The organism is Nitratireductor luteus (genome assembly GCF_026162365.1).
GTDB lineage: Bacteria > Pseudomonadota > Alphaproteobacteria > Rhizobiales > Rhizobiaceae > Chelativorans > Chelativorans luteus.
Genome location: NZ_JAOANW010000001.1, coordinates 101091 through 123060 on the forward strand (window position 1 = coordinate 101091; position 21970 = coordinate 123060).

Sequence of the window (21970 nt, forward strand, 5' to 3'; positions counted from 1 at the left end):
CCCGCCGAGCCCCGAGTTCCGCCCGGTGCATAATGCTTATGCACCTGCGCGGTTCCCGCCTTGGGCGTAACAGCCAGAAAAAGATGTCCGGAAAATGGTTGCAAAGCGTCATCATTCTGACGCAGCGCCGAGTGTTGCGCAAAAGACACAAGGGCCGGAGCGTTCTCCCCGGCCCTTGCCGGAAATATCAGAACGTCATGCCGAGGCCGATCATGACTCTGTTATTGCCGTCCTTGACCGAAGCCGAACCGGAGCCGAGATCGAAGTTCTTGCTGCCAAAACTCGTGAGGCGGTATTCCACCCGAGCGAAGACATTGTCCGTGACCCTGGCATCGACACCAACACCGGCTGTCCAGCCAAGCATGGTGTTCGTGTCGGATCGTCCGCCCTGCGTGACCTTCAGACGCTCGGCAGCGCCACCTGCCGTACCGTAGAGGAGAATGTTTTCGGTGATCGCATAACCCAGACGAGCGCGCAACGATCCTTCTGCACCGGACTTGAAGTCCATGCCGGCGTTCGAGCCTTTGACCGCGCTGTACCCGATGTCACCTTCGACGCCGTAGACAAAGCCGCCCGTCTGGAAGTTCCAGCCGGCAAAACCGCTGCCGATGAAGCCCTTGGTCTTAGCCTCGATGTGCTGCTGCGTGACTTCATTCCTGCCGGCGAAACCATAACCGAGCGCTACACCGGCATAGCCGCCGTCCCAATCTAGGGCCGGAGTGGAAACATAGGCCGGGGCGAGTGGTGCCGACGGCTGCGGCTTGATGGCATCGGCCGCCTGCGCGGGAAGCGTCGCCGCCGCAGCCATCATAGCTGCGGCAATAGTAGTAATCCTACTGGCTTTCATCTTAAATCCTTAAACTATTATGTATTCAAGCAATCGACTATCCTGTCGCCCGTGCGGGAAAATGGCTCCGCGACGGACAGCTGCTTCCAAGCCTGAAAGGCGCCAGAGAAGCAGTCCGGTGCTTCTTGCCAGCAAATTATGGCTGAAACAAGCAGCGATTGGGATTTCCAGCGAGCGCCGACATGGCAAGATTGGGGTGCATGTACAGCTGAATGCGCACGTATACGAATACGCTTACAAACCGGATAACAGGCTGCCCCGAAGAGATGCTGAGAGTGGGACAAGCAGGCGGGCCACCGTGTCAGGAAGTCGTCCCCAGGGCCTGCCGACGGGCTTGGAGGCGCAACATATTCGGCTTACATGGAGGTGAGGATATTGTCGGCGTAGCGAATATGCATCGCCGACACTTTTAAAAAATGGGCTGCAATGACAAGACCTGAAAAAGTCGCCCTCATCACCGGCGGGGCCAGGCGGATTGGCGCTGCGCTGACGCGCGACCTGGCTGCTCATGGCTTCGCGGTAGCGATTCATTGCGATCACTCGATCCGCGAGGCCGACGATCTGGCTCGGGAGATCGAAGAGGATGGTGGCCGCGCGGCCGTGCTACAAGCCGATCTTGCCGACAGCAATGCGGTGAGCGCGCTTGTCGGCCAGACCGAAGAGGCGCTGGGCATACCCGACATCATCGTCAACAACGCATCGGTTTTCGAAGAGGACGCGGTGACCGATTTCGACGACGAAGTCTGGAACCGGCATTTCGACGTGCATGTGAAGGCGCCGGCGCTGCTGGCGCGCGCGCTCGCCACCTCGCTGCCGGCCGACAGGGAAGCACTCATCGTGAACATGATCGATCAGCGGGTCTGGCAGCTCACACCGCGCTTCTTCAGTTATACGCTTTCCAAATCCGCGCTGTGGACCGCGACGCGCACCATGGCGCAGGCGCTTGCGCCGCGAATCCGCGTCAATGCCATCGGGCCCGGCCCTACCCTGCCCAACCGGCGGCAGGAGCAGGCGGATTTCGACCGGCAGACGGAAGCGCTCCTGCTTGGACGTGGGCCTTCGCTGGAGGAGTTCGGCGCGGCGGTGCGCTTTCTGTGGGAAGCGCGTTCCGTGACGGGGCAAATGATCGCGCTCGACGGCGGCCAGCATCTCGCCTGGGAAACACCGGACATCGCGGGGGTGAATGAATGACGTCCCTTGCCGATACGACCATACCCACCGCCGAAGCCATCTCCTGGGATACGCCGGCCACCGACCATGGTCTTTCCGGGGCCGAGGTCATCCAGGTGGCGGTCAAGCGCCTGCCCAACCAGCCCGGCGTCTACCGGATGATGAATGCGGCCGGCGACGTTCTTTATGTCGGCAAGGCGCGCAGCCTGAAGAAGCGCGTCACGAACTACGCCCAGGGGCGCGGTCATACCAACCGCATCACCCGCATGATCCGCGAAACCGCGTCGATGGAATTCGTCGTCACGCGGACCGAGACCGAAGCGCTGCTGCTGGAGGCCAATCTCATCAAGCGGCTGCGGCCGCGCTTCAACGTGCTTTTGCGCGACGACAAATCGTTTCCCTATATCCTTTTGACCGGCGACCACCCCGCCCCCGGCATTTTCAAGCATCGCGGTGCGCGCTCGCGCAGGGGAGACTATTTCGGCCCCTTTGCCTCCGCCGGCGCCGTCGGCCGCACGATCAACTCGCTGCAAAGGGCCTTCCTGTTGAGGACCTGCACGGATTCGGTCTTCGAAAGCCGCACCCGGCCCTGCCTGCTCTATCAGATCAAGCGGTGTTCGGGGCCCTGCACGGGAGAGATCGACCCCGGCGATTATGCCGAACTCGTCGATGAGGCCAAGGCCTTCCTTTCGGGCCGCTCCAGCAAGGTCAAGTCCGACATCGCCACCGCCATGCAGCAGGCGGCCGAAGAACTCGATTTTGAGCGCGCGGCGGTCTATCGTGACCGTCTGTCGGCACTCAGCCACGTTCAGGCGCATCAGGGCATCAATCCACAGGGCATAGAAGAGGCCGACGTGTTCGCCATCCACCAGGAGGGCGGGCAAAGCTGCATTCAGGTGTTCTTCTTCCGGACGGGACAGAACTGGGGCAATCGCGCCTATTTCCCCAAGGCAGATTCCGCGATGGAGGGCGGCGAGGTGCTGGGAGCCTTCCTTTCCCAGTTCTACGACGACAAGCCCTGCCCCCGCCTGGTTCTTCTGTCGCATCCCGTCGAGGAGCAGGAGCTTCTGGCCGAAGCACTTTCAACACGGGCCGGGCGAAAGGTCACGGTCTCGGCGCCGCAGCGCGGCGAGAAGAAGGACCTGACGGACCACGCCCTGCAGAACGCGCGTGAAGCGCTGGGGCGCAGGCTGGCCGAAACCTCGTCCCAGACCCGCCTTATGGAAGGGTTTGCGGAGACCTTCGGGCTCGACAGTGCCCCGCGCCGTATCGAAGTCTACGATAACTCGCACATCATGGGCACCAACGCCGTCGGCGCGATGATCGTGGCTGGCGTCGAAGGCTTCGTGAAGAACCAGTACCGCAAGTTCAACATCCGCTCGACGGACATCACCCCCGGCGACGATTTCGGCATGATGCGCGAGGTCATGCAGCGGCGTTTTGCCCGCCTTCTCAAGGAGGAAGGACTACGGGACAACGGGGTGAACGATGGTGAGGCCGATAAGGGGGGCGAAGACGACGGGAAGGATGCGGACGCCTTTCCCGCATGGCCGGACGTTATCCTGATCGACGGCGGCCAGGGCCAGATGTCCGCGGTGCGTGCCATATTGGACGAAATGGGCATCGCCGATCAGGTGACGGCCATCGGCATTGCCAAGGGGCCGGACCGCGAAGCGGGGCGCGAGCGCTTCTTTGTCGAGGGACGGCCATCCTTCGCGCTGCCGCCGCGCGATCCCGTGCTTTATTTCGTGCAGAGGCTGCGCGACGAGGCGCACCGCTTCGCCATCGGCTCGCACCGTGCGCGCCGCAAGAAGGAGATGGTCAGGAACCCGCTCGACGAGATCAGCGGTATCGGGCCTGGCCGCAAGCGGGCGCTGCTTCACCATTTCGGCACAGCTAAGGCGGTGAGCCGGGCCGGGCTGGAAGACCTGATGGCAGTGGAGGGAATTTCCGAATCCATGGCCAAGTCGATTTATGATCATTTCCACGATGGCAGATGAGGTATTCGAGCGCGCCGCACCAATTGAATGCCGGCGGACACGCTGGCGCTTGACCATTGCTACCGGCATCTGATTTGAGGGTGTACCGGAATTTCTGGCGGCCTTTCATGTCCAAGCACGCATACAACCTTCCTAACCTTCTGACTTACGCACGTATCATGGCGGTGCCGCTGATCGTGCTTTGCTTTTTTCTGGAGGGGCGCCTGCAATCGAGCGACTTTGCGCGGTGGTCGGCTCTCGGCATCTTCCTGGCCGCCAGTGTCACCGACTATTTCGACGGCTATCTCGCGCGCACATGGCAACAGACCTCGAATATCGGCAGGATGCTCGACCCGATCGCCGACAAGCTTCTGGTGGCGACTTGCCTGCTGCTTTTGGCCGCCGACACCGACAGGACCATTGCCGGATGGACGCTTTGGGCCGCCATCATCATCCTGTGCCGGGAGATCCTCGTCTCGGGCCTGCGCGAATATCTTGCCGCGCTCAAGGTCAGTGTCCCCGTCACGCAGCTCGCCAAGTGGAAGACGGCGATCCAGATGATCGCCATCGGATTCTTGCTGGCCGGACCCGCCGGTGACAAAATCATCCCGTACACCACGCAAGCAGGCATAGCGCTCCTGTGGTTTTCGGCATTGGTCACGCTCTACACGGGCTACGACTATTTCCGGGCCGGCTTGAAGCACATCGTCGAGGAGTGAGCGCGATGAAGCTCATCTATTTTGCCTGGGTACGCGAGCGCATCGGCAAGGGAGAGGAGGATGTCGAGCTTCCGGCGGATGTGACGCGCGTGTCCGACCTCCTGGCCTGGCTCAAGGGGCGGGGCGAGAACTACGGCGCGGCGCTGGAATATCCCGAGATCATACGCGTCGCCATCAATCAGGAGCATGTCAGCCACGACACTCCCTTGCCGGAATCGGGAGAGATCGCGCTGTTCCCGCCCATGACGGGTGGTTGAGATGGCAGCCTGCCGGCCCACGATCAGGGTCCAGCCCGACGACTTCGACGCCGGGGCGGAAATAAGGGCGCTGGCGGAAAATCGGCACGACATCGGCGCCGTCGTCACCTTCACCGGCCTGTGCCGCGACGAAGGTGGCCGGCTGGCCGCGCTCGAACTGGAACATTATCCGGGCATGGCGGAAGCCGAGATCGAACGGGTCGCCCGGGAGGCCGCCGAGCGCTGGCCGCTGACCGGCCTTACCGTCATCCACCGCCACGGAATGATGAAGCCGGGTGCGAATATCGTCCTTGTCGTGGCGGCGTCCGCGCACCGCAAGGCGGCGTTCGAGGCAGCGGACTTCCTGATGGACTACCTGAAATCGCGCGCGCCGTTCTGGAAGAAAGAACATCTTGCCGATAGCGGCGAAGGCGGCTGGGTGGAAGCCAAGGAAAGCGATGCGGCAGCGGCCGGGCGCTGGAAGAAATAGCCAGGAACAGAAAAAGCCGGCGGCACCGCCACCGGCTTTTCAGAGTCTTTTCAACAGTCTGCGGCTTGCGGCTGGAAAATCGATTCAGCCGACGATTTCGGTTTCCGCGAACCAGTAGCGAATTTCCTCGGCCGCCGTCTCGGGCGCATCGGAGCCGTGGACGGAGTTTTCGCCGATGGACTGGGAGAAGATCTTGCGGACGGTGCCTTCCGCGGCCTCGGCCGGGTTGGTGGCGCCCATGATCTCGCGGTTCTTGGCGATGGCGTTCTCGCCCTCGAGCACCTGCACCACCGTCGGCCCCGACGACATGAAGTCGACGAGTTCGCCGAAGAACGGGCGATCCTTGTGGACCGCATAGAAGCCCTCGGCCTGGCGGCGGCTCATCCAGACGCGTTTGGAGGCGACGACCTTGAGGCCTGCATCCTCGAACATCTTGACGATGGCGCCCGTCAGGTTGCGCTTGGTCGCATCCGGCTTGATCATGGAAAAGGTGCGTTCGATCGCCATTTCAAATCCTTCGATTCTGGGAGAATATTTGAGATGGCGGCTCTATAGCCGGGGCGGAGGCGTCTGTGAAGGGTGTTCAGGCCGCTGCAGGCACGCGGCGGGCGAGGCCTCCATGCAGATCGAGACACCGCTCGAACCATTGCGCGACGGGATCATCGCCTTCCAGCAGCACAAAAGGCGAAGACACACGCGCCCACTGCAGCGCGCCGGCAACAATGTAGTCGCCGAAGAGCGGCCCATCGCCGCCTATGAAAGGCTGTTTCCAGAACAGCGTCCTGAGCGGTTCCAGCGCCTTTCGGAAGGCTGCGACCTTCTCGTCGCGGCCCACCGGCACCTCCTCCAATGCCTTGCCGAAGCGCTCCTCCCGGCTCTTGCGGAAATAGGCCCGGTCCTGCGGCCCGAGCATATCGTGGATGTCCATCAGCGCGGCCTGGCCGATGAAGGTGTGGAGCGTGAGCTGGGACCAGCGTTCTACGAATCTTGTCGCCGCCCTGCCCCCTTCACCGCCGAAAAGCGTGGGCCGGTCGGGATAGGCGTCATCGAGATAAACGGCGATCTCGAACGAATCCGCCACGAGCTTTCCGCCATCGCGGATCAGCGGCACCGTCTTGGTGGTGCCATCCTCAATCGTCGAGACGTCCAGGAAACGGGTCGGTACGGACTGGAACTCCAGACCCTTTTGAGCGAGCGCGAATGCGGTCTTCCAACAATGTGGGCTGAATGGACGCGCGGCGTCCTCTCCCACCAGGTCGTAAAGCAGAATGGTCATGATACACGCCTTTTCCTCGATCGATGTCGGGACCGATCTCTACACGCAGCGGGCAGATTTTCTATGGAGTTTCATCAATGCTTTCATAAGGGGAATTGATGTTTCAGGCCGGCCGTTCTGCTTCATAATGCAAGCCTTCCAACGAATGAGAGACGAGGGTTCGATATGAAGGGGCACTATACGATGATGGCTGCCTATAATCGGTGGGCCAACGGGAGGATTTACGAAGCGGCTGAGGCGCTGTCGGACGACGAGCTTGGGCGGGATGTGGGCGCATTTTTCGGGTCCATGCTCGGCACGCTCAACCATATACTTGTTGCCGACCGCATCTGGATGAAGCGCTTCACCGGCGAAGGCGACGCGCCTACGAGGCTGGACGCCATCCTTCATGACCGCCTGGCCGACCTGAAAGCGGCCCGGGAGGTCGAGGACGCGCGGATCGAGCATTATGTCGGCGGGCTGGCCGATGCGGCATTCGAACGGACCTTCTCCTACAGGACGATCGTCCAGCCGGCTACCGTCACGCAGCGGCTTTCCCCCGCGCTCGCCCACTTCTTCAACCACCAGACGCACCATCGCGGCCAGGCGCACACGATCTTGTCTCAATTGAACCAGAACCCGCCGTCGCTGGACCTCATATATTTTCAGCGCACCGAAGCCGGAGCGCGCTTCATGTAGAACAGGAAGCGGCATCCTGCTCGATCCCTGTAACCTGCTGCCTATCGTAGGTCTTTCTTTACGCCCATTGACCGATGGGGGCTTGCAAGCGGCGGTCCGCTCAGCCAAAACCGCGCGATCATGCTTACAATCAACGATCTTTCACTCCGTATCGCCGGCCGGCTGCTCATCGAACATGCCTCGGTCACCCTGCCCGCCGGCGCCAAGGCCGGCCTTGTCGGCCGCAACGGCACCGGCAAGACCACGCTGTTTCGCGCCATCACGGGGGAGTTGTCGCCGGAGACGGGCAGCGTCAACCTGCCGAAAGCCACGCGCATCGGCCAGGTGGCGCAGGAAGCACCCGGCACCGAGGAGCCGCTGATCGACATCGTCCTGAAGGCGGATGCCGAGCGGGCGCGGCTGATGGCGGAGGCGGAGACGGCGGGCGATGCCCACCGCATCGCGGAGATCCAGACCCGGCTGGCCGATATCGAGGCCCATTCGGCCGAGGCGCGCGCCGCCTCGATCCTGGCCGGCCTGGGATTCGACGCCGAAGCCCAGAAACGCCCCGCCTCGTCCTTCTCCGGAGGCTGGCGCATGCGGGTGGCGCTGGCCGCAGTGCTGTTCGCCGAGCCGGACCTTTTGTTGCTCGACGAGCCAACCAACTATCTCGACCTGGAAGGCACGATGTGGCTTGAAGGCTATCTTTCGCGCTATCCGCACACGGTCCTTCTCATCAGCCATGACCGAGACCTTCTCAACAAGGCGGTAAACTCGATCGTGCATCTGGAAAACCGCAAATTGACCTTCTGGTCCGGCGGCTACGACCAGTTCGCCCGGCAATATGCGGAGAAGGCCGAGCTGCAGGAAAAGATGCGGGTCAAGCAGGACGCTCAGCGCAAGCACATGCAGTCCTTCGTCGACCGCTTCCGCTACAAGGCGTCCAAGGCGCGGCAGGCGCAATCGCGGCTGAAAGCGCTGGAGAAGATGCAGGTCGTTGCGGCGACAGTGAACCAGAACGTCACGCCCTTCCGCTTTCCGAACCCTGAAAAGGCCGTGGCCTCGCCTATCGTTGCCATCGAAAACGGCGCAGTCGGCTATCAGGACGGCAAGTCCATACTCAAGGGCCTGTCCCTGCGCATCGACAATGACGACCGCATCGCGTTGCTCGGCGCCAACGGCAACGGCAAGTCCACCTTCGCCAAGCTCATCGCCGGCAGGCTCGGCCTTCAGGCCGGCACGCTGACGCTGGCCCCCGGGCTGAAGGTGTCGATCTTCGCGCAGCACCAGCTCGAGGATCTGCGCCCGGACGAAAACGCCCATCAGCATGTGCGCCGGCTGATGCCCGGTGCGCCGGAAGCAAGGGTGCGGGCGCGGGTGGCGCAGTTCGGGCTTTCCACCGAGAAGATGGAAACGCCGGCGCGCGACCTTTCGGGCGGCGAAAAGGCAAGGCTTGTCATGGGGCTCGCCTCGTTCGAGGCGCCGCATCTGTTCATCCTCGACGAGCCGACCAACCATCTCGATATCGACAGCCGCGAAGCGCTGGTCGAGGCGCTCAACGAATTCGACGGCGCCGTCATCCTCATCAGCCACGACCGGCACCTGATCGAGGCATGCGCCGACCGGCTGTGGCTGGTCGATCAGGGGACGGTGAAGCCCTATGATGGCGACATGGAGGATTATCGCGCGCTGACCACCGGAGGCGGCAGCCAGCGGCGCGAGCGCAAGGAAGCGGACAAGGCCTCCAAGGCCGACAAGCGGCGCGAGGCGGCAAAGCGGCGCGCAGCGCTGGAGCCGCTGGCCAAGGAGATCAAGACCACGGAGGGTCTGATCGAGCGTACCCGCAAGCGCATGGCCGCGGTGGAGGCCGAGATGGCCGATCCGGTGCTCTATGAGCGCGATCCCGCGAAGGCCACCCGGCTTGCCAAGGAGCGGGCCGACCTGGCCGCGACCATCGCAAGGCACGAGGAAAAGTGGCTGACCCTTTCAGCCGAGTATGAAGAAGAGATGGCCGGATAGGGTGCCATGTCACCGCCGCCGCCTCCGGCAGGACGGTGAACCGGCCCCTATCCTCATCAACTCCGTTTTGCCAATGCCCCGCTGATTCTTGCGTTGAGGATGACGAGGCGGGAACGCGCGCGCCCAGGCGCATCAACGGATACCTCAAACTTGACGAACCAGGCCGCGGAATCTGCACGCGGGTCTTCTAGGGGTGTTTAATCCCGCATTTTGATGGTGCAATCTTTTCCCATGAATGGAAGGAGGCACTATGGGACAAGTTCACGAACGGACAGGTGGAACGGATGAACCGAACCATCAAGGAGGCGACCGTCAAGCGCTTCCATTACGACAATCATGACCAACTGCGCCGGCATCTTCAGGACTTCATCGACGCATACAACTTCGGGCGAAGGCTAAAGACGCTCAAAGGCCTCACACCTTACGAGTTCATCTGCAAACGATGGACTTCAGAGCCGGATCGATTCATTCTCGACCCAATCATCAAATGCCGGGACTGAACACCTAGCGGTTCCCTCAGGGCCGGTGCTCGGCATTCAGGTACTCGTTCGGGATGATCCGCGAGCCATTCCAGCCCCCTCGCTGCTGTCCGCCTCATGAATCCGCCGGAGGCATCTGGCCGCGCAAGAGACAGGCACGGATTCCGCGATGAATGCACCATCCGATGATGAGCCCGATTGGCATAAAAAGGACGAGGTTCACCGCCGGAGCAATGACCAGTCCGAGTGCTGCGGTGGAAGAGGTGGGCGCCACGAAGACATCGTAAAACGTCATCATGTCAGCGATCAGCGCGGCAAGCGCACCGAAAAATCCGGCCAGCGGACTGGACCGGGTGGCGATAACCCAGCAGATCGCGTAAGGAAGACAGGAATAGAGAAATAGCCCGGCCAGCCATGCGTCAAGGTGCCCGTCCGGCATCACGAAGGCGATATATCCCTGCAGCAGAACTCCGGCCAATGCGGGAGTTAAGACGAGGAGGCGAGAAAACTGCTTCATTGAAATAACATGCTTTGCTGAAATCGGCAGCATACATTTTATGACGGTTCACGAGGTGCCGAAGATCCCTACCGAGCCGGTCGAGTTTCCAAACAATGAGCGTATCACCACTCCGCAGCGCCTTAGGCCTTCTTCTGCCAGCGCCTGTCCGGGCCCTGCTGCCAATAGGTCACGGCGTGGCCGGCGGCCTTCATCGCCTTCCACTGGCCGCGCGCGGCCTCCAGTTGCATCGTGTCGTGTCCGTCGAACAGAAACACGGCGCGCTCATATCCGTCGAGAGCGCCAGGTTCAGCGCCCTCGACCAGAAAGCGGATCGACGCCTCGTTGGGGTTGTCCGCCCTGGTGGTCAGCAAAATGGGCTGTGCCGCCGGTTCCGGCTCCAGGTCTGTGCCGTGAGCCAGGAAACTGTCGTCGCGGAAGGTCCATAGATGTGCGTCCAGCGCATCGCGGCGCTCCGGGCTCGCCGTCTGCACCGCCACCTTCCACCCCCGCTCTAGGCTCTTTTCCAGGAGCGGGGGGAGCGCTTCTTCCAGTGTCGATTCGGTCAGGTGGTAAAAAAGAACGTCCACCTCATCCCTCGTAGTGATCGGCCACCAGCCGATCGAGCAGGCGCACGCCGTAGCCGGAGGCCCAGCCCTGGCTGATCTCGGTTGCGGGCGACGCCATCGCCGTTCCCGCGACATCGAGATGCGCCCAGGGCGTATCCTTGACGAAACGTTGCAGGAACTGGGCGGCGGTAATGGAGCCGGCGGCCCGCCCGCCGGTATTCTTCATGTCGGCGTTCTTGGTGTCGATCAGCTTGTCGTATTCCTTGCCGAGCGGCAGGCGCCAGACCTTTTCGCCTGTCACCTTGCCCGATGCTGACAGCCTTTCGGCCAATTCATCACTGTTGGAAAACAGGCCGGCGTGGTGATGGCCGAGCGCGACGATGACGGCGCCGGTGAGCGTGGCGAGATTAATCATGAACTGCGGCTTGTACTTGTCGTTGCAGTACCAGAGCAGATCCGCCAGCACCAGCCGGCCTTCGGCATCGGTGTTGATGACCTCGATGGTCTGGCCGGACATCGACGTGACGATATCGCCGGGACGCTGGGCATTGCCATCCGGCATGTTCTCCACCAGCCCAATGATGCCCAGGGCGTTCGCCTTGGCCTTACGGGCAGCCAGTGCGTGCATGACGCCGACCACCGCCGCCGCGCCGCCCATGTCACCCTTCATGTCCTCCATGCCGCCCGCCGGCTTGATCGAGATGCCGCCCGTGTCGAACACGACTCCCTTGCCGATAAAGGCCACGGGCTTTTCCTTGGATTTACCGCCGTTCCACTGCATGACGGCCATGCGCGGCGGGCGGACGGAGCCCTGGGCTACGCCTAGAAGCGCACCCATGCCGAGCTTCTTCATCTCCTTCTCGCCAAGGATTTCGACCTTGACGCCGAGCTTCTCCAATTCCTTGGCCTTTTCGGCGAATTCGACCGGCCCCAGTATATTGGCCGGCTCGTTGACCAGATCGCGGGCCGTCAATACGCCCTCGCCTATGGCCTCGGCCGACGCCCAGGCTTTGCGTGCGGCAGATGGATCGGCGCACTGGATGGTGAAACGGGCGGACTTGGACGTCTTGCCGTTGTCCTCATCCTTTCGCGTCTTGTATTTGTCGAAGATATAGGAGCGCAGCATCACGCCCAGGCCGATCGAGGCTGCCTCCTTCGGCGAGGCCTCATGACCGGCAATGTCGACGATAACGGTGACATCCGAAGCCTTCTTGGCAGCGGCGGCCACCGCCCCGCCAATCTTCAGCCATGCCTCCTCGTTCAAGTCCTCCAGCTTTCCGACGCCGATGGCGGTCAGCCGGTCATACTCGCTGCCTTGTGGGGCGAGCACTTCAACGGTGGAGACGAGTTTGCCCGTGAAGTCGACGGCCGAAAATGCACGTCCGAGCACGCTCACCGGATCGGCATCCGATGCATGGGAACCGAGCTTGCCACCCTCGGGCACCAGCACGACCACAGTGCCCTTCTTGGGAGTGGAGAACTTCGCAAAGGCAACGGTCGGTCTCTCGGTCATGGAACTTCCTGTAGGTTGAGGTAACGAACTGGTGGCGATCTTGGCGTTTTTCGGAAAATTGACAAGGGGTGGCTTGGCCAAAGCCGTTTGGCTTTGACTGCATCAATTTATTAACCGTGTTCGTTTCCGCTTCATTAGCCCTCCCCGCGACAGACTGGCGCGGGGACATTTATGGAGACGCCTTCTAAGCCGGCAGGCAGTGGTGTACCACGGTTCGTGCGAAGCATCCGTTTCGCCGGCCTCGCCATGCGCCTGCCATGAATAGCGGAATAGCTGCCGACGATGAAAGTGATCGAGCTCTATATATTGCGGCGCACCGTGGCGATCTTCGCCGCGGCGCTTGCGTGGGTGCTCATCATCGTGTGGACGACGCAGGTGCTCAACAGGCTCGACCTGGTGACCAGCAGCGGCCAGACGGCGTCCACCTTCTTCGCGGTGGCGGCCCTGGCCCTGCCCGCCGTCATCCCGATCATCATGCCGTTCGCCATCGGCATCGCCGTTGCGCAGACACTGGCCACCATGAATGCGGATTCCGAGCTCGTAGTGGTCAGCGCGGCCGGCAGCCCGCGCATAACCGTCGTTCGTCCGATCCTCATCCTCGCCATCACCGCCAGCATCGCCGCCTTCGCCATCAATAACTCGCTCGAGCCCTATGCCCGCCAGAAGCTGCGACAGATTCTCGCCGGCGCCAACGCAGACCTCATCACCACCGTCCTGCAGGAAGGGGCGTTCCAGAAGGTCGATGACGGGCTGTTCGTCCAGATTTCCGAACGCCTTCCCAATGGGGAGCTGAGCGGCATCTTCGTGGCCGACTCGCGCGACAAGGACATGAAGCTCGTCTATCACGCGCGACGCGGAGCCACGGTGGAGCGCGAAACGGGCAGCGTGCTCGTGATGCAGGACGGCGAGGTGCAGCGGCAATCGAAAAACGGCGACGTTTCGATTATACGCTTCGATTCCTACGCCTTCGACCTGTCCCAGTTCACATCGGCCGGCGGGCGGCCGACACTGTATCCGAAGGATCGGTACCTGCCCTATCTGTTCGACCCAAGTCCGGAAGACGTATTTTATGTCGACAATCCCCAATCGTTCCGGGCCGAACTGCACATGCGGCTTTCGGAGTGGCTTTATCCGATCGTCTTTGCCCTGATCGGCATCGCCGTGGCCGGCGATGCCCGTTCCTTCCGGGAGGCGCGGCTGCATCCGATGATCACAACGATGGCCATCGGCCTGCTGGTGCGATGGGGCGGCTTCTACTCGGGCAACGAGGCTGAAACGATACCGTTCTTTTCCTTCATGCTTTACGCCGTCCCAATCGGCATGGGTCTCGTCAGCGTAGGGTTCATCGCCACCAATAGGGTGATGGAGCTACCGACGAGCTGGACGGAGAAGTGGTTCGCCCGCATGCGGCGCGACCGCGAGGTGCTGGCAAGACTGGGGCTTCGCCTTCAGCGAATAGTGCGACTGAAGGGGGGCAGCGCATGATCGGCCCGACGCTCGGCGGCTATTTTTTCCGCAGATATGCCGTCATCACGCTATGGAACTTCGTCGGCATCGCGGCGCTGGTTTTCATCGTCACATTCACCGAGATTTCCGGCCGGTCGGGTGGGCTTCCAGGCTACTCAGCGCGCTGGGCGCTGGGGCTCGCCGCTCTTCAGCTTCCCATGATCATGCAGCAGGCCGTTCCCTTTGTCGGGCTCATCTCGGCCATTGCGACACTTCTCAGCCTGAACCGCAAGTATGAATTGGTAATCGCCCGCGCGGCCGGTATTTCGGCCTGGCAGTTCCTGACCCCCATCGCGGTGGGAGCCTTCGTCTTCGGGCTGGCATCGGTCACCATTCTCAATCCGATAGCGGCGACGGGGTTTTCAGCCGCGCAAGCGGTGGAAGCGGAAGTGCGCGGCGCCAACACCAGCGCCAATCCCGAGAGCGAGCGCTGGATCAAGCAGCGCACGGACGAGGGTGAGACGATCATCGGCGCGGATGCGGCGCTGGAGGGCGGAACCGTACTGGTTCGCCCGGTGTTCCTGCGCCTGAACGAGAATGACCGCATCGTCGAGCGGCTCGACGCAGCGCGGGCCGAATTGCAGGAAGGGCGCTGGGTACTCACCGAAGTGGTGCGGCGGCGGGGAACCAGTGCGCCGGAGCGCTTGAAGGCCGCCGATGTGCCAACCAATCTCCAGCCGGAGTTCGTCGGAGAGCAACTCACCCAGCCCGAATCGGTTTCGGTTTTCAGCCTGCCTGGAAAGATCGAAGTCGCACGCTCTTTCGGCCTCCGGGCCAATGCTTTCGCCATGCAATTTCATTCACTGCTGACGCTGCCGCCACTGCTGGTCGCCATGACGCTGATTGCTGCAACGGTTTCAATGCGTTTTGCGAGAATGGGGCAGTCCGCCACCGTGATTCTGGGTGGCATCCTCGCCGGCTTTCTGCTTTATGTCGTGTCGGTTTTGGTAAAGGCGTTCGGCACCGCCGGATTCGTGCCGCCTTTCGTTGCGGCGTGGACACCGGTCATGGTCGCAATGTTCTTTGGGGTGACGTTTCTGTTGTATAAGGAGGATGGGTAGTGGGGGTTGCGGTGAAAAAGGGCCGTCGAACCACCCGCTTGACGCACCGGTTGCGTGTGAAAGCGAGCGTGGCCCTTATTGCCCTTGCGGCCTCCACAGGTGTCCTCCTTGCCCAGGTCGACGGTTTCGACAGTCGCGACCTGCCGCAGGGCGCGCAGATGCTTCTGACCGCCGATACGCTCGTCTACGACAATGACCGCAATACGATCAGCGCGGTCGGCGGCGTCCAGATCGAATATGCCGGCAACCGCCTCGTCGCCCAGCGTGTCACCTACAACAGGGAGACGTCGCGCGTCGTCGCCAGCGGCAATGTCGAGATCGTCGAGGAAGACGGCAACAGGATCTACGCACAGGAAATCGACGTCACCGACGATTTCAGCGACGGCTTCGTGCAGGCGTTGCGGGTCGAAACGGTGGACAAGACCTATTTCGCAGCCGAAAGCGCGCAGCGTACGGGCGGCAATCTGACGACCTTCAACAAGGGTGTCTACACGGCCTGCGAACCCTGCGAGGAAAAGCCGGGCAAACCGCCGATCTGGCAGATCAAGGCGCAGAAGATCATCTGGAACGGTGAAGCCAAGACGGTTCGCTTCGAGCGTGCGCGCTTCGAATTCTTCGGCATGCCGATCGCCTACCTGCCCTTTTTCGAGGTGGCCGATCCGACCGTGAAGCGCAAATCGGGCTTCCTCATCCCAAGCATAAAGACGGGAAGCGACCTGGGCTACGGAGCCAAGGTCCCCTATTATTTCGCCCTGTCGCCAACCTATGACCTGACGGTGTCGGCAACGGGATATACGAGGCAGGGCTTCCTCGGCGAGGCCGAATGGCGCCAGCAGTTCGACAACGGCTTCTACAATCTCAGGATTGCCGGAATCCATCAGAACGAACCGGAAGCATGGGGCCCCGGCGGGGTCGATTCTACGGTTACCGACCGCGGCATGGTCGGCTCCAAGGGCACATTTCAGATCAACCCCCGCTGGACCTTCGGCTGGGACGTCCTCGCACAGACGGACAAGAATTTCTCCCGCACCTACGGCATCGACGGCTTCGAGGAATCCGTGCACAGATCGGAGGTCTATCTGACCGGGCTCAACGGCCGGAACTATTTCGACGTGCGGGCGATGAAATTCAACGTGCAGGAAAGCGCACTCAATGGCAGCGCCAGCGCCCGCAACGACAAGCAGCCCTGGGTACTGCCGAGCTTCGACTATTCCTACACGCCCGATCGGTCCATCGCGGGTGGTGAACTCAACTTTGATATCAACGCCCAAGGGCTCATCCGTGAAGAGGCCATGGGTGGTCTCGGCTCGACCAAGCTGCAAGGGCTGGAGGGTGGTTCCGCGCGGCTTACGGCCGAAGCGGAGTGGAAGCGCAGCTTCATCGCACCAGGCGGCCTGATGCTGACGCCGATGCTGCACGGCCGCGCCGACGCAATCGGCACGGATTATGCGGCAAGTTCCATCGAGGCGATCAATGCGTTCGGCCCAAGCGACGTGCGTTCCTCCTATTACCGCACGATGGCCACCGCCGGCCTCGAGGCGCGCTGGCCGATCCTGTTCGCCAGTGCCAACTCAACGCATGTCGTCGAACCCATCGGCCAGATATTCGCACGGCCAGATGAGCCCTATCATGATCGGCTGGGCATCCCCAACGAGGACGCGCAGTCGCTGGTGTTCGACGCCAGCACGCTTTTCGAGCGGGACAAGTTCTCGGGTTACGACCGCATCGAGGGCGGCACCCGCGCCAATCTCGGCATCCGCTATTCGGGCACCTTCGTGAACGGCTGGACCGCGCAGGGGCTGTTCGGCCAGTCCTACCATCTGGCAGGCGCAAATTCCTATGCATCGCCCGACCTTGTGAATGTCGGGGCCTCTTCCGGGCTCGAGACCGATGCTTCCGACTTCGTGGGCATGATCGGGTTTGCCGGGCCGAGCGGTATCGCCTTCTCGGCAGCCGGCCGCTTCGACGAAGAGACATTCGAGACACGGCGCGTCGACCTCAAGGCGGGAGCGACCAGCGGTCCGGTTACGGCAGGTGTGGAATACGCCTTCATCCAGGCGCAGCCGCTCTACGGCTTCAACAACGACAGACGTGAAGTTACCGGCCGCACGCGCGTCCGCTTTGCCGAGAACTGGAGTGGTTTTGCTTCGGCAACCTACGATTTGGAGAGCAAGACGCTCGTCAAGAACTCCTTCGGGTTTGCCTATGACGACGAATGCTTTATCTACTCGATGACGTTCTCGCAGACGCGCACCGCCAGCACCAACGAGACCAAGGAGTCGTTCGGTTTCAACATATCGCTGCGCACACTCGGCGATTTCGGCTCCAGTTCGGGCGAGCTCGGCAGCACCTTTGACGAGTAGACCGGTTGCTGCGTCACGGTTTTGCCCCATGATGCGTGCATGCCACGCTTAAACCGAGTATTGATGGTCGTATGATGATGACGAGCTTGACGAAAACCGGCCGCAAGGGCCGTCTGTTCCTGACGGCCATCGCCATGGCCGCTGCCCTGCCTTTCATGGTGATGGCCCCGGTGCACGAGGCTTCAGCCGCCGAAATTCGATACATCGTGAACGACACGCCGGTGACCAGCTACGACATCGCCCGGCGGGCCGCGCTCCTGAAGCTGATGCGCCGCAGCGGCAATCTGCAGGAGGTTGCCACCGAGGAGATGATCAACCAGGTCCTGCGTCAGCAGGAAATGGCGCGTAACAGGGTGACGATCACCAATGAAATGGTCAATGAGTCCTACGCTACCTTTGCATCGAGCAACGGTATGAGCACGGCCCAGTTGGACCAGATTCTCGCCCAGTCCGGTGTCACAAAAGATCACTTCAAGGAATTCATCCGTACCCAGATGGGCTGGGGCCGCGTGCTGCAGGCCCAAGGCCGCTCCACCGTTGAACTCAGCCAGCAGGACGTGGTGCAGAAAATGCTGGAGCAAGGCGGTCAGAAGCCGAGCGCGACCGAATACACGCTGCAGCAGGTCATCTTCGTCGTGCCTGACAGCGAGCGTTCGAAACTGCTTGGCAAGCGCAAGCGCGAGGCGCAAGCGATGCGGGATCGCTTCAACGGTTGTGACAATACGATCGAATTCGCCAAGGGCCTTATCGACGTGACGGTGCGCGACCTCGGCCGCACACTGGCGCCGGAGCTTCCCGCCGACTGGAAAGACCATATCGTGAAGCTGCAACCAGGCCAGGCGACACCGGTGCGCGAGACCGCCCGAGGCGTGGAGTTTATCGGCGTGTGCAGCGCGCGCGAAGTCTCCGACGATCACGTCGCCAAGCTGCTCTTCCAGAGCGAGCAGGCGGAAGACAAGCCGATGGAAAAGGTTTCCGAGGAGCTGACAGCGGAGCTGCGCGAGAAAGCGCGTATCGTCAAGCGCTAAGAGACTTTGGAAATGGATCAGGCCGAGGCGAAAATGGCGTTTTTCGAGCACTGGAGTGGAGCGTACGTCAAGATGCGCGAGCACCGGAGCGCAGGAAAACGCCATTTGCAGCCGGGCATCATCCAATCTCCAAAAGGTCTCTGAGCGCTACGACGTTGACATCCACCGAAGAAACCCTTCCCTCGCTTGCCGTCAGCATCGGCGAACCGGCCGGCATCGGCCCCGAAATCCTGATCGCCGCATGGCAGTCGCGCACGCACCTTTCGCTGCCACCCTTTTACGTCCTCGGCGACCCCGTGCTGCTGGCGGCCCGGGCCGAAAGACTGGGTATCAGGTTGCCGATTGCCGAGATTTCCCAACAGGAAGCGGCGCGGCATTTTCCGGATGCACTTCCCGTCGTCCCGCTGGAAAACTGCCTTGAAGACACGCCCGGCCTGCCGTCGGCTGCCAATGCCGCCGGCACGATCGAGGCGATCCGGCGGGGTGTGGAAGACGCCATAGCCGGTCTTGCAGCCGGGCTGGTCACCTGCCCTATCGCCAAGAAGCCGCTTTATGATGCGGGATTCTCCTTCCCCGGCCATACGGAGTATCTCGGCGCACTGGCGGAAGAAGCAACCGGGCGCGAAGCCTATCCCGTGATGATGCTGGCCGGCCCGGATCTACGGACGGTTCCGGTGACTGTGCACCAGGCGCTGGCCGACGTTCCGGCGGCGCTGAACACGGAGCTGATCGTAAAGGTCGGCGCGATCCTCGCGCGCGACCTCGAAATTCGTTTCGGCATCGCCAGACCGCGCATCGCTGTCGCCGGGTTCAACCCGCATGCCGGCGAGAGCGGCGCAATGGGCCGCGAGGACATCGTCGTCATCGCCCCGGCGATCGCCGCCCTGCGCAACCAGGGCATCGATGCCTTCGGCCCCCTGCCCGCCGACACCATGTTCCACAAGGCCGCACGCGCCAATTACGATGCGGCTCTGTGCATGTATCACGACCAGGCGCTGATCCCGGTGAAGACGCTTAGCTTCGACGATACGGTCAATGTAACGCTGGGCCTGCCCTTCATCCGCACATCACCCGACCATGGTACCGCCTTCGACATTGCCGGCAAGGGCATCGCCCGCCCCGACAGCCTGGTTGCGGCCATCAGGCTCGCCCATGCGCTGGCGCTGAGGGCCGGCACATCATGAGCCTGGACGGGCTCCCGCCCCTGCGCGACGTGATCCAGCGCTATGGTCTTTCAGCCAAAAAATCGCTGGGGCAGAACTTCCTGCTCGACCTCAATCTTACCGGCAAGGTGGCGCGCACGGCGGGCCGGCTCGACGGCGTGACGGTCATCGAGGTCGGACCGGGACCCGGCGGCCTGACCCGGGCTCTCCTTGCCGAGGGCGCCGCGAAGGTCGTCGCCGTCGAGCGGGATGAACGCTGCCTGGCGGCGCTGGCGGAGATAGCGGATTACTATCCAGGACGGCTGGAGATCGTCGCCGGCGACGCCATGGAAGCAGATTTCGCACAGCTGGCGGGGAAAAGCGCCGCCGTCAAGATCGTCGCCAACCTGCCTTACAATATCGGTACGGAACTGCTCGTCCGCTGGCTGACCGTGAAGGACTGGCCGCCCTACTACCAGTCGATGACGCTGATGTTCCAGCGCGAGGTGGCCGAGAGGATCGTGGCGCGGCCCGGCGAAGGGCACTATGGCCGATTGGGCGTGCTGGCCGGTTGGCGCACGGAAGCGCGGATTGCCTTCGACGTGCCGCCACAGGCTTTCACGCCGCCGCCCAAGATCGTCTCGTCCGTCGTTCACATCGAGCCGCGCCGGGAGCCGGTTGCGGTCGAGGTGAAAAAGCTTGCGCGCGTCACCGAGGCCGCTTTCGGCCAGCGCCGCAAGATGTTGCGCCAGAGCCTCAAGAGCCTCGGCGGAGAGGTATTGCTGGAAAGCGTGGGCATCGACCCGACACGGCGGGCTGAAACGCTGTCCGTGGAAGAATTCGCCGCGCTGGCCAACGCAATCTGAGTCAGGCCGGTTTTTCTTCCAGGAGTTCGGCAACGAAATCGAAAAGGCCCGGCCTGCGGTCGCGGCGAAGGCGTTCTGCCTGGACGATGGCGCGCACCGATTCATAGGCGCGATCGAGATCCTCGTTGACGACCACATAATCGTAGTCGCGCCACTTCTCGATCTCGAAGCGAGCGTTTTGCAGCCGGGTCTGGATGGTCTCGGCCGTATCTTCCGCCCGCCGCGTCAGCCGCGACAAGAGTTCCTTCATGCTGGGCGGCAGGATGAAGATCGAGACGATGTCGCCGCGCATCTTCTCGCGCAACTGCTCGGCGCCCTGCCAATCGATGTCGAACAGCATGTCCCGCCCCTCGGCAATCGCTTCCTCGACCGGCCGGCGCGGCGTCCCGTAATGGTTGCCGTGGACCTCGGCCCATTCGAGGAGATCGTCATTATCGCGTAGCAGCTCGAATTCCCGCTGGGTCTTGAAATGGTAGTGCACGCCCTGGATTTCACTCGCCCGGCGCGGCCGTGTCGTGACGCTGACGGAGATTTCGAAACCATGATCGTTTTCCAGCAGGCTGCGGGCAATGGTGGACTTGCCGGCGCCGGAGGGCGACGACAGCACCAGCATGACGCCACGGCGGCGAATGTCGGCGGATGAAGGGGTCCCGTCCATGAGCTACTCCAGGTTCTGAACCTGCTCGCGGAACTGGTCCACGACGGCCTTGAGCTCCAGGCCGATCGCGGTGACCGTGGCGGCATTGGACTTGGAGCATAACGTATTCGATTCGCGATTGAATTCCTGCGCCAGGAAGTCGAGCTTGCGGCCGATCGGACCGCCCTTCTTCATCAGCGCGCGGGCAGTGGCGACGTGGGTCTTCAGCCGGTCGATCTCCTCGCGGATGTCAGCCTTGGTCGCCAGATAGGCAGCCTCCTGCAGCAGGCGACCTTCATCAAGCGGCGGTGCGGCGTCCAGCAGAATCCGCACCTGATCCTGGAGCCGGGCGCGGATATTGGCGGGCTCACGCGAGGCATCGGCCTCGGCGCTATAGGTCAGCGACTCGATGGTCATGAGTTGGCCGGCCAGCAGGGCGCCCAATGACGCGCCCTCGTCTATGCGCGCCAGCTCCAGTTCGCCCAGCGCGTCGTCGAGCGCGGCCAGAGCGAGCGCGTCCATATGGTCCCGCACCGCCTCATCGGCGCTCGTGTCCGGCACATCCATCACGCCACGTAGGGCAAGCAGGCCGTCCGCTCTGGCCGGCGCGGCGCCGTACTGCTCCTCCAGGCGCTTGGCCAGCCCGGCAAGCTCGATCAGGAAATCCTCGTCGATGACAGGACGCCGGAGCACCGCACCGCGCGTGATCGTCAGGTTCGCCTGGATATTGCCGCGCGTGAAGCGCTTCTGGATCAGGGCCTTCGCCGGCTGTTCGAGCCGTTCGAACCCCGGGGGAAGACGCAGACGCGCCTCCAGCCCCCGGCCGTTGACCGAGCGCAACTCCCAGGACACCGAGGCCTGCTCGTCCTCGCGCGCCGCGCGGGCAAAGCCCGTCATACTTTGCAGCGTCATCGTCT

Annotated in this window: 22 protein-coding genes and 2 pseudogenes; 15 read left to right on the top strand and 9 right to left on the bottom strand. The window is 62.4% G+C overall.

Annotated elements, in window-relative coordinates; genetic code table 11:
- Nucleotides 1-187: 187 nt before the first annotated feature.
- Nucleotides 188-847, bottom strand: a complete 660-nt coding sequence (locus tag N1058_RS00530) for an outer membrane protein (protein WP_265515532.1) — start codon at nt 845-847, stop codon at nt 188-190.
- A 426-nt stretch (nt 848-1273) separates the two neighbouring features.
- On the opposite strand from N1058_RS00530, the gene N1058_RS00535 reads away from it, so the two are divergent.
- The 5 genes from N1058_RS00535 (at nt 1274) to N1058_RS00555 (ending at nt 5441) form a co-directional block, all read left to right on the top strand.
- Nucleotides 1274-2038, top strand: a complete 765-nt coding sequence (locus N1058_RS00535) for an SDR family oxidoreductase (RefSeq protein ID WP_265515533.1) — start codon at nt 1274-1276, stop codon at nt 2036-2038.
- Nucleotides 2035-4017 (top strand): excinuclease ABC subunit UvrC, encoded by a 1983-nt coding sequence (uvrC, locus tag N1058_RS00540; protein ID WP_265515534.1) that lies wholly within the window; start codon nt 2035-2037, stop codon nt 4015-4017. Before N1058_RS00535 ends, uvrC begins: the two co-directional genes overlap by 4 nt.
- Before the next feature lie 107 nt (nt 4018-4124).
- The gene (pgsA, locus tag N1058_RS00545; protein WP_265515535.1) at nt 4125-4715 is read left to right on the top strand and encodes a CDP-diacylglycerol--glycerol-3-phosphate 3-phosphatidyltransferase; all 591 of its coding nucleotides are present in this window, start codon (nt 4125-4127) and stop codon (nt 4713-4715) included.
- 5 nt (nt 4716-4720) lie between these two features.
- Nucleotides 4721-4972, top strand: coding sequence for a molybdopterin converting factor subunit 1 (gene moaD, locus N1058_RS00550; protein ID WP_265515536.1), 252 nt, complete (start codon nt 4721-4723; stop codon nt 4970-4972).
- A 1-nt stretch (nt 4973) separates the two neighbouring features.
- Nucleotides 4974-5441 (top strand): molybdenum cofactor biosynthesis protein MoaE, encoded by a 468-nt coding sequence (locus N1058_RS00555; RefSeq protein WP_265515537.1) that lies wholly within the window; start codon nt 4974-4976, stop codon nt 5439-5441.
- Nucleotides 5442-5525: 84 nt separating this feature from the next.
- On the opposite strand, the gene ndk is transcribed toward N1058_RS00555, so the two are convergent.
- Complete coding sequence (ndk, locus tag N1058_RS00560; RefSeq protein WP_265515538.1) at nt 5526-5948, bottom strand: nucleoside-diphosphate kinase; 423 nt, start codon at nt 5946-5948, stop codon at nt 5526-5528.
- Between the two features lie 76 nt (nt 5949-6024).
- Entirely contained in the window at nt 6025-6717 is a 693-nt protein-coding gene (locus N1058_RS00565) for a glutathione S-transferase family protein (RefSeq protein ID WP_265515539.1), read from the bottom strand.
- A gap of 165 nt (nt 6718-6882) precedes the next feature.
- On the opposite strand from N1058_RS00565, the gene N1058_RS00570 reads away from it, so the two are divergent.
- From N1058_RS00570 to N1058_RS00580, 3 genes and pseudogenes are all read left to right on the top strand, one after another.
- Nucleotides 6883-7395, top strand: a complete 513-nt coding sequence (locus tag N1058_RS00570; protein WP_265515540.1) for a DinB family protein — start codon at nt 6883-6885, stop codon at nt 7393-7395.
- 120 nt (nt 7396-7515) lie between these two features.
- Entirely contained in the window at nt 7516-9393 is a 1878-nt protein-coding gene (locus N1058_RS00575; protein WP_265515541.1) for an ABC-F family ATP-binding cassette domain-containing protein, read from the top strand.
- Nucleotides 9394-9653: 260 nt separating this feature from the next.
- Nucleotides 9654-9901, top strand: a pseudogene (locus N1058_RS00580) (integrase core domain-containing protein); the annotation flags it as partial.
- Nucleotides 9902-9987: 86 nt separating this feature from the next.
- Here N1058_RS00580 and N1058_RS00585 read toward each other — a convergent pair.
- The 4 genes and pseudogenes from N1058_RS00585 to N1058_RS00600 all read right to left on the bottom strand — a co-directional run bounded on the left by N1058_RS00585 (nt 9988) and on the right by N1058_RS00600 (nt 12450).
- Nucleotides 9988-10422, bottom strand: coding sequence for a hypothetical protein (locus N1058_RS00585; protein WP_265515542.1), 435 nt, complete (start codon nt 10420-10422; stop codon nt 9988-9990).
- 4 nt (nt 10423-10426) lie between these two features.
- Nucleotides 10427-10513: pseudogene (locus N1058_RS00590) on the bottom strand (recombinase family protein); the annotation flags it as partial.
- A complete protein-coding gene (locus tag N1058_RS00595; RefSeq protein ID WP_265515543.1) occupies nt 10512-10958 on the bottom strand; it encodes a DNA polymerase III subunit chi in 447 nt (148 codons plus the stop codon). The pseudogene N1058_RS00590 and the gene N1058_RS00595, both read right to left, overlap by 2 nt.
- Nucleotide 10959: 1 nt before the next feature.
- A complete protein-coding gene (locus N1058_RS00600) occupies nt 10960-12450 on the bottom strand; it encodes a leucyl aminopeptidase (protein WP_265515544.1) in 1491 nt (496 codons plus the stop codon).
- A gap of 282 nt (nt 12451-12732) precedes the next feature.
- On the opposite strand from N1058_RS00600, the gene lptF reads away from it, so the two are divergent.
- From lptF to rsmA, 7 genes are all read left to right on the top strand, one after another.
- A complete protein-coding gene (gene lptF / locus N1058_RS00605) occupies nt 12733-13935 on the top strand; it encodes an LPS export ABC transporter permease LptF (protein ID WP_265515545.1) in 1203 nt (400 codons plus the stop codon).
- Nucleotides 13932-15017, top strand: a complete 1086-nt coding sequence (lptG, locus tag N1058_RS00610; RefSeq protein ID WP_265515546.1) for an LPS export ABC transporter permease LptG — start codon at nt 13932-13934, stop codon at nt 15015-15017. The genes lptF and lptG overlap by 4 nt, the downstream gene beginning before the upstream one ends.
- A complete protein-coding gene (locus N1058_RS00615) occupies nt 15017-17380 on the top strand; it encodes an LPS-assembly protein LptD (RefSeq protein ID WP_420847918.1) in 2364 nt (787 codons plus the stop codon). The genes lptG and N1058_RS00615 overlap by 1 nt, the downstream gene beginning before the upstream one ends.
- 77 nt (nt 17381-17457) lie before the next feature.
- Nucleotides 17458-18408, top strand: coding sequence for a peptidylprolyl isomerase (locus N1058_RS00620; RefSeq protein ID WP_420847925.1), 951 nt, complete (start codon nt 17458-17460; stop codon nt 18406-18408).
- 12 nt (nt 18409-18420) lie between these two features.
- Entirely contained in the window at nt 18421-18552 is a 132-nt protein-coding gene (locus N1058_RS00625) for a hypothetical protein (RefSeq protein WP_265515548.1), read from the top strand.
- Between the two features lie 11 nt (nt 18553-18563).
- Nucleotides 18564-19592 carry a 4-hydroxythreonine-4-phosphate dehydrogenase PdxA gene (gene pdxA, locus N1058_RS00630; RefSeq protein WP_265515549.1) on the top strand — a complete coding sequence of 343 codons (1029 nt, stop codon included), beginning with the start codon at nt 18564-18566 and terminating at the stop codon, nt 19590-19592.
- The gene (rsmA, locus tag N1058_RS00635; protein ID WP_265515550.1) at nt 19589-20416 is read left to right on the top strand and encodes a 16S rRNA (adenine(1518)-N(6)/adenine(1519)-N(6))-dimethyltransferase RsmA; all 828 of its coding nucleotides are present in this window, start codon (nt 19589-19591) and stop codon (nt 20414-20416) included. Before pdxA ends, rsmA begins: the two co-directional genes overlap by 4 nt.
- 1 nt (nt 20417) lies before the next feature.
- Here the strand turns inward: rsmA and gmk are convergent, their stop codons facing one another.
- Nucleotides 20418-21074, bottom strand: coding sequence for a guanylate kinase (gene gmk / locus N1058_RS00640; protein WP_265515551.1), 657 nt, complete (start codon nt 21072-21074; stop codon nt 20418-20420).
- A 3-nt stretch (nt 21075-21077) separates the two neighbouring features.
- Entirely contained in the window at nt 21078-21965 is an 888-nt protein-coding gene (locus N1058_RS00645) for a YicC/YloC family endoribonuclease (RefSeq protein WP_265515552.1), read from the bottom strand.
- Between the last annotated feature and the right edge of the window lie 5 nt (nt 21966-21970).

What these genes read in the sequence shown, in the direction of transcription:
- N1058_RS00530 (WP_265515532.1), bottom strand. Translation starts at nt 847, where the DNA reads ATGAAAGCCAGTAGGATTACTACTATTGCCGCAGCTATGATGGCTGCG.
- N1058_RS00535 (WP_265515533.1), top strand. Translation starts at nt 1,274, where the DNA reads ATGACAAGACCTGAAAAAGTCGCCCTCATCACCGGCGGGGCCAGGCGG.
- uvrC (WP_265515534.1), top strand. Translation starts at nt 2,035, where the DNA reads ATGACGTCCCTTGCCGATACGACCATACCCACCGCCGAAGCCATCTCC.
- pgsA (WP_265515535.1), top strand. Translation starts at nt 4,125, where the DNA reads ATGTCCAAGCACGCATACAACCTTCCTAACCTTCTGACTTACGCACGT.
- moaD (WP_265515536.1), top strand. Translation starts at nt 4,721, where the DNA reads ATGAAGCTCATCTATTTTGCCTGGGTACGCGAGCGCATCGGCAAGGGA.
- N1058_RS00555 (WP_265515537.1), top strand. Translation starts at nt 4,974, where the DNA reads ATGGCAGCCTGCCGGCCCACGATCAGGGTCCAGCCCGACGACTTCGAC.
- ndk (WP_265515538.1), bottom strand. Translation starts at nt 5,948, where the DNA reads ATGGCGATCGAACGCACCTTTTCCATGATCAAGCCGGATGCGACCAAG.
- N1058_RS00565 (WP_265515539.1), bottom strand. Translation starts at nt 6,717, where the DNA reads ATGACCATTCTGCTTTACGACCTGGTGGGAGAGGACGCCGCGCGTCCA.
- N1058_RS00570 (WP_265515540.1), top strand. Translation starts at nt 6,883, where the DNA reads ATGAAGGGGCACTATACGATGATGGCTGCCTATAATCGGTGGGCCAAC.
- N1058_RS00575 (WP_265515541.1), top strand. Translation starts at nt 7,516, where the DNA reads ATGCTTACAATCAACGATCTTTCACTCCGTATCGCCGGCCGGCTGCTC.
- N1058_RS00585 (WP_265515542.1), bottom strand. Translation starts at nt 10,422, where the DNA reads ATGCTGCCGATTTCAGCAAAGCATGTTATTTCAATGAAGCAGTTTTCT.
- N1058_RS00600 (WP_265515544.1), bottom strand. Translation starts at nt 12,450, where the DNA reads ATGACCGAGAGACCGACCGTTGCCTTTGCGAAGTTCTCCACTCCCAAG.
- lptF (WP_265515545.1), top strand. Translation starts at nt 12,733, where the DNA reads ATGAAAGTGATCGAGCTCTATATATTGCGGCGCACCGTGGCGATCTTC.
- lptG (WP_265515546.1), top strand. Translation starts at nt 13,932, where the DNA reads ATGATCGGCCCGACGCTCGGCGGCTATTTTTTCCGCAGATATGCCGTC.
- N1058_RS00620 (WP_420847925.1), top strand. Translation starts at nt 17,458, where the DNA reads ATGACGAGCTTGACGAAAACCGGCCGCAAGGGCCGTCTGTTCCTGACG.
- N1058_RS00625 (WP_265515548.1), top strand. Translation starts at nt 18,421, where the DNA reads ATGGATCAGGCCGAGGCGAAAATGGCGTTTTTCGAGCACTGGAGTGGA.
- rsmA (WP_265515550.1), top strand. Translation starts at nt 19,589, where the DNA reads ATGAGCCTGGACGGGCTCCCGCCCCTGCGCGACGTGATCCAGCGCTAT.
- gmk (WP_265515551.1), bottom strand. Translation starts at nt 21,074, where the DNA reads ATGGACGGGACCCCTTCATCCGCCGACATTCGCCGCCGTGGCGTCATG.
- N1058_RS00645 (WP_265515552.1), bottom strand. Translation starts at nt 21,965, where the DNA reads ATGACGCTGCAAAGTATGACGGGCTTTGCCCGCGCGGCGCGCGAGGAC.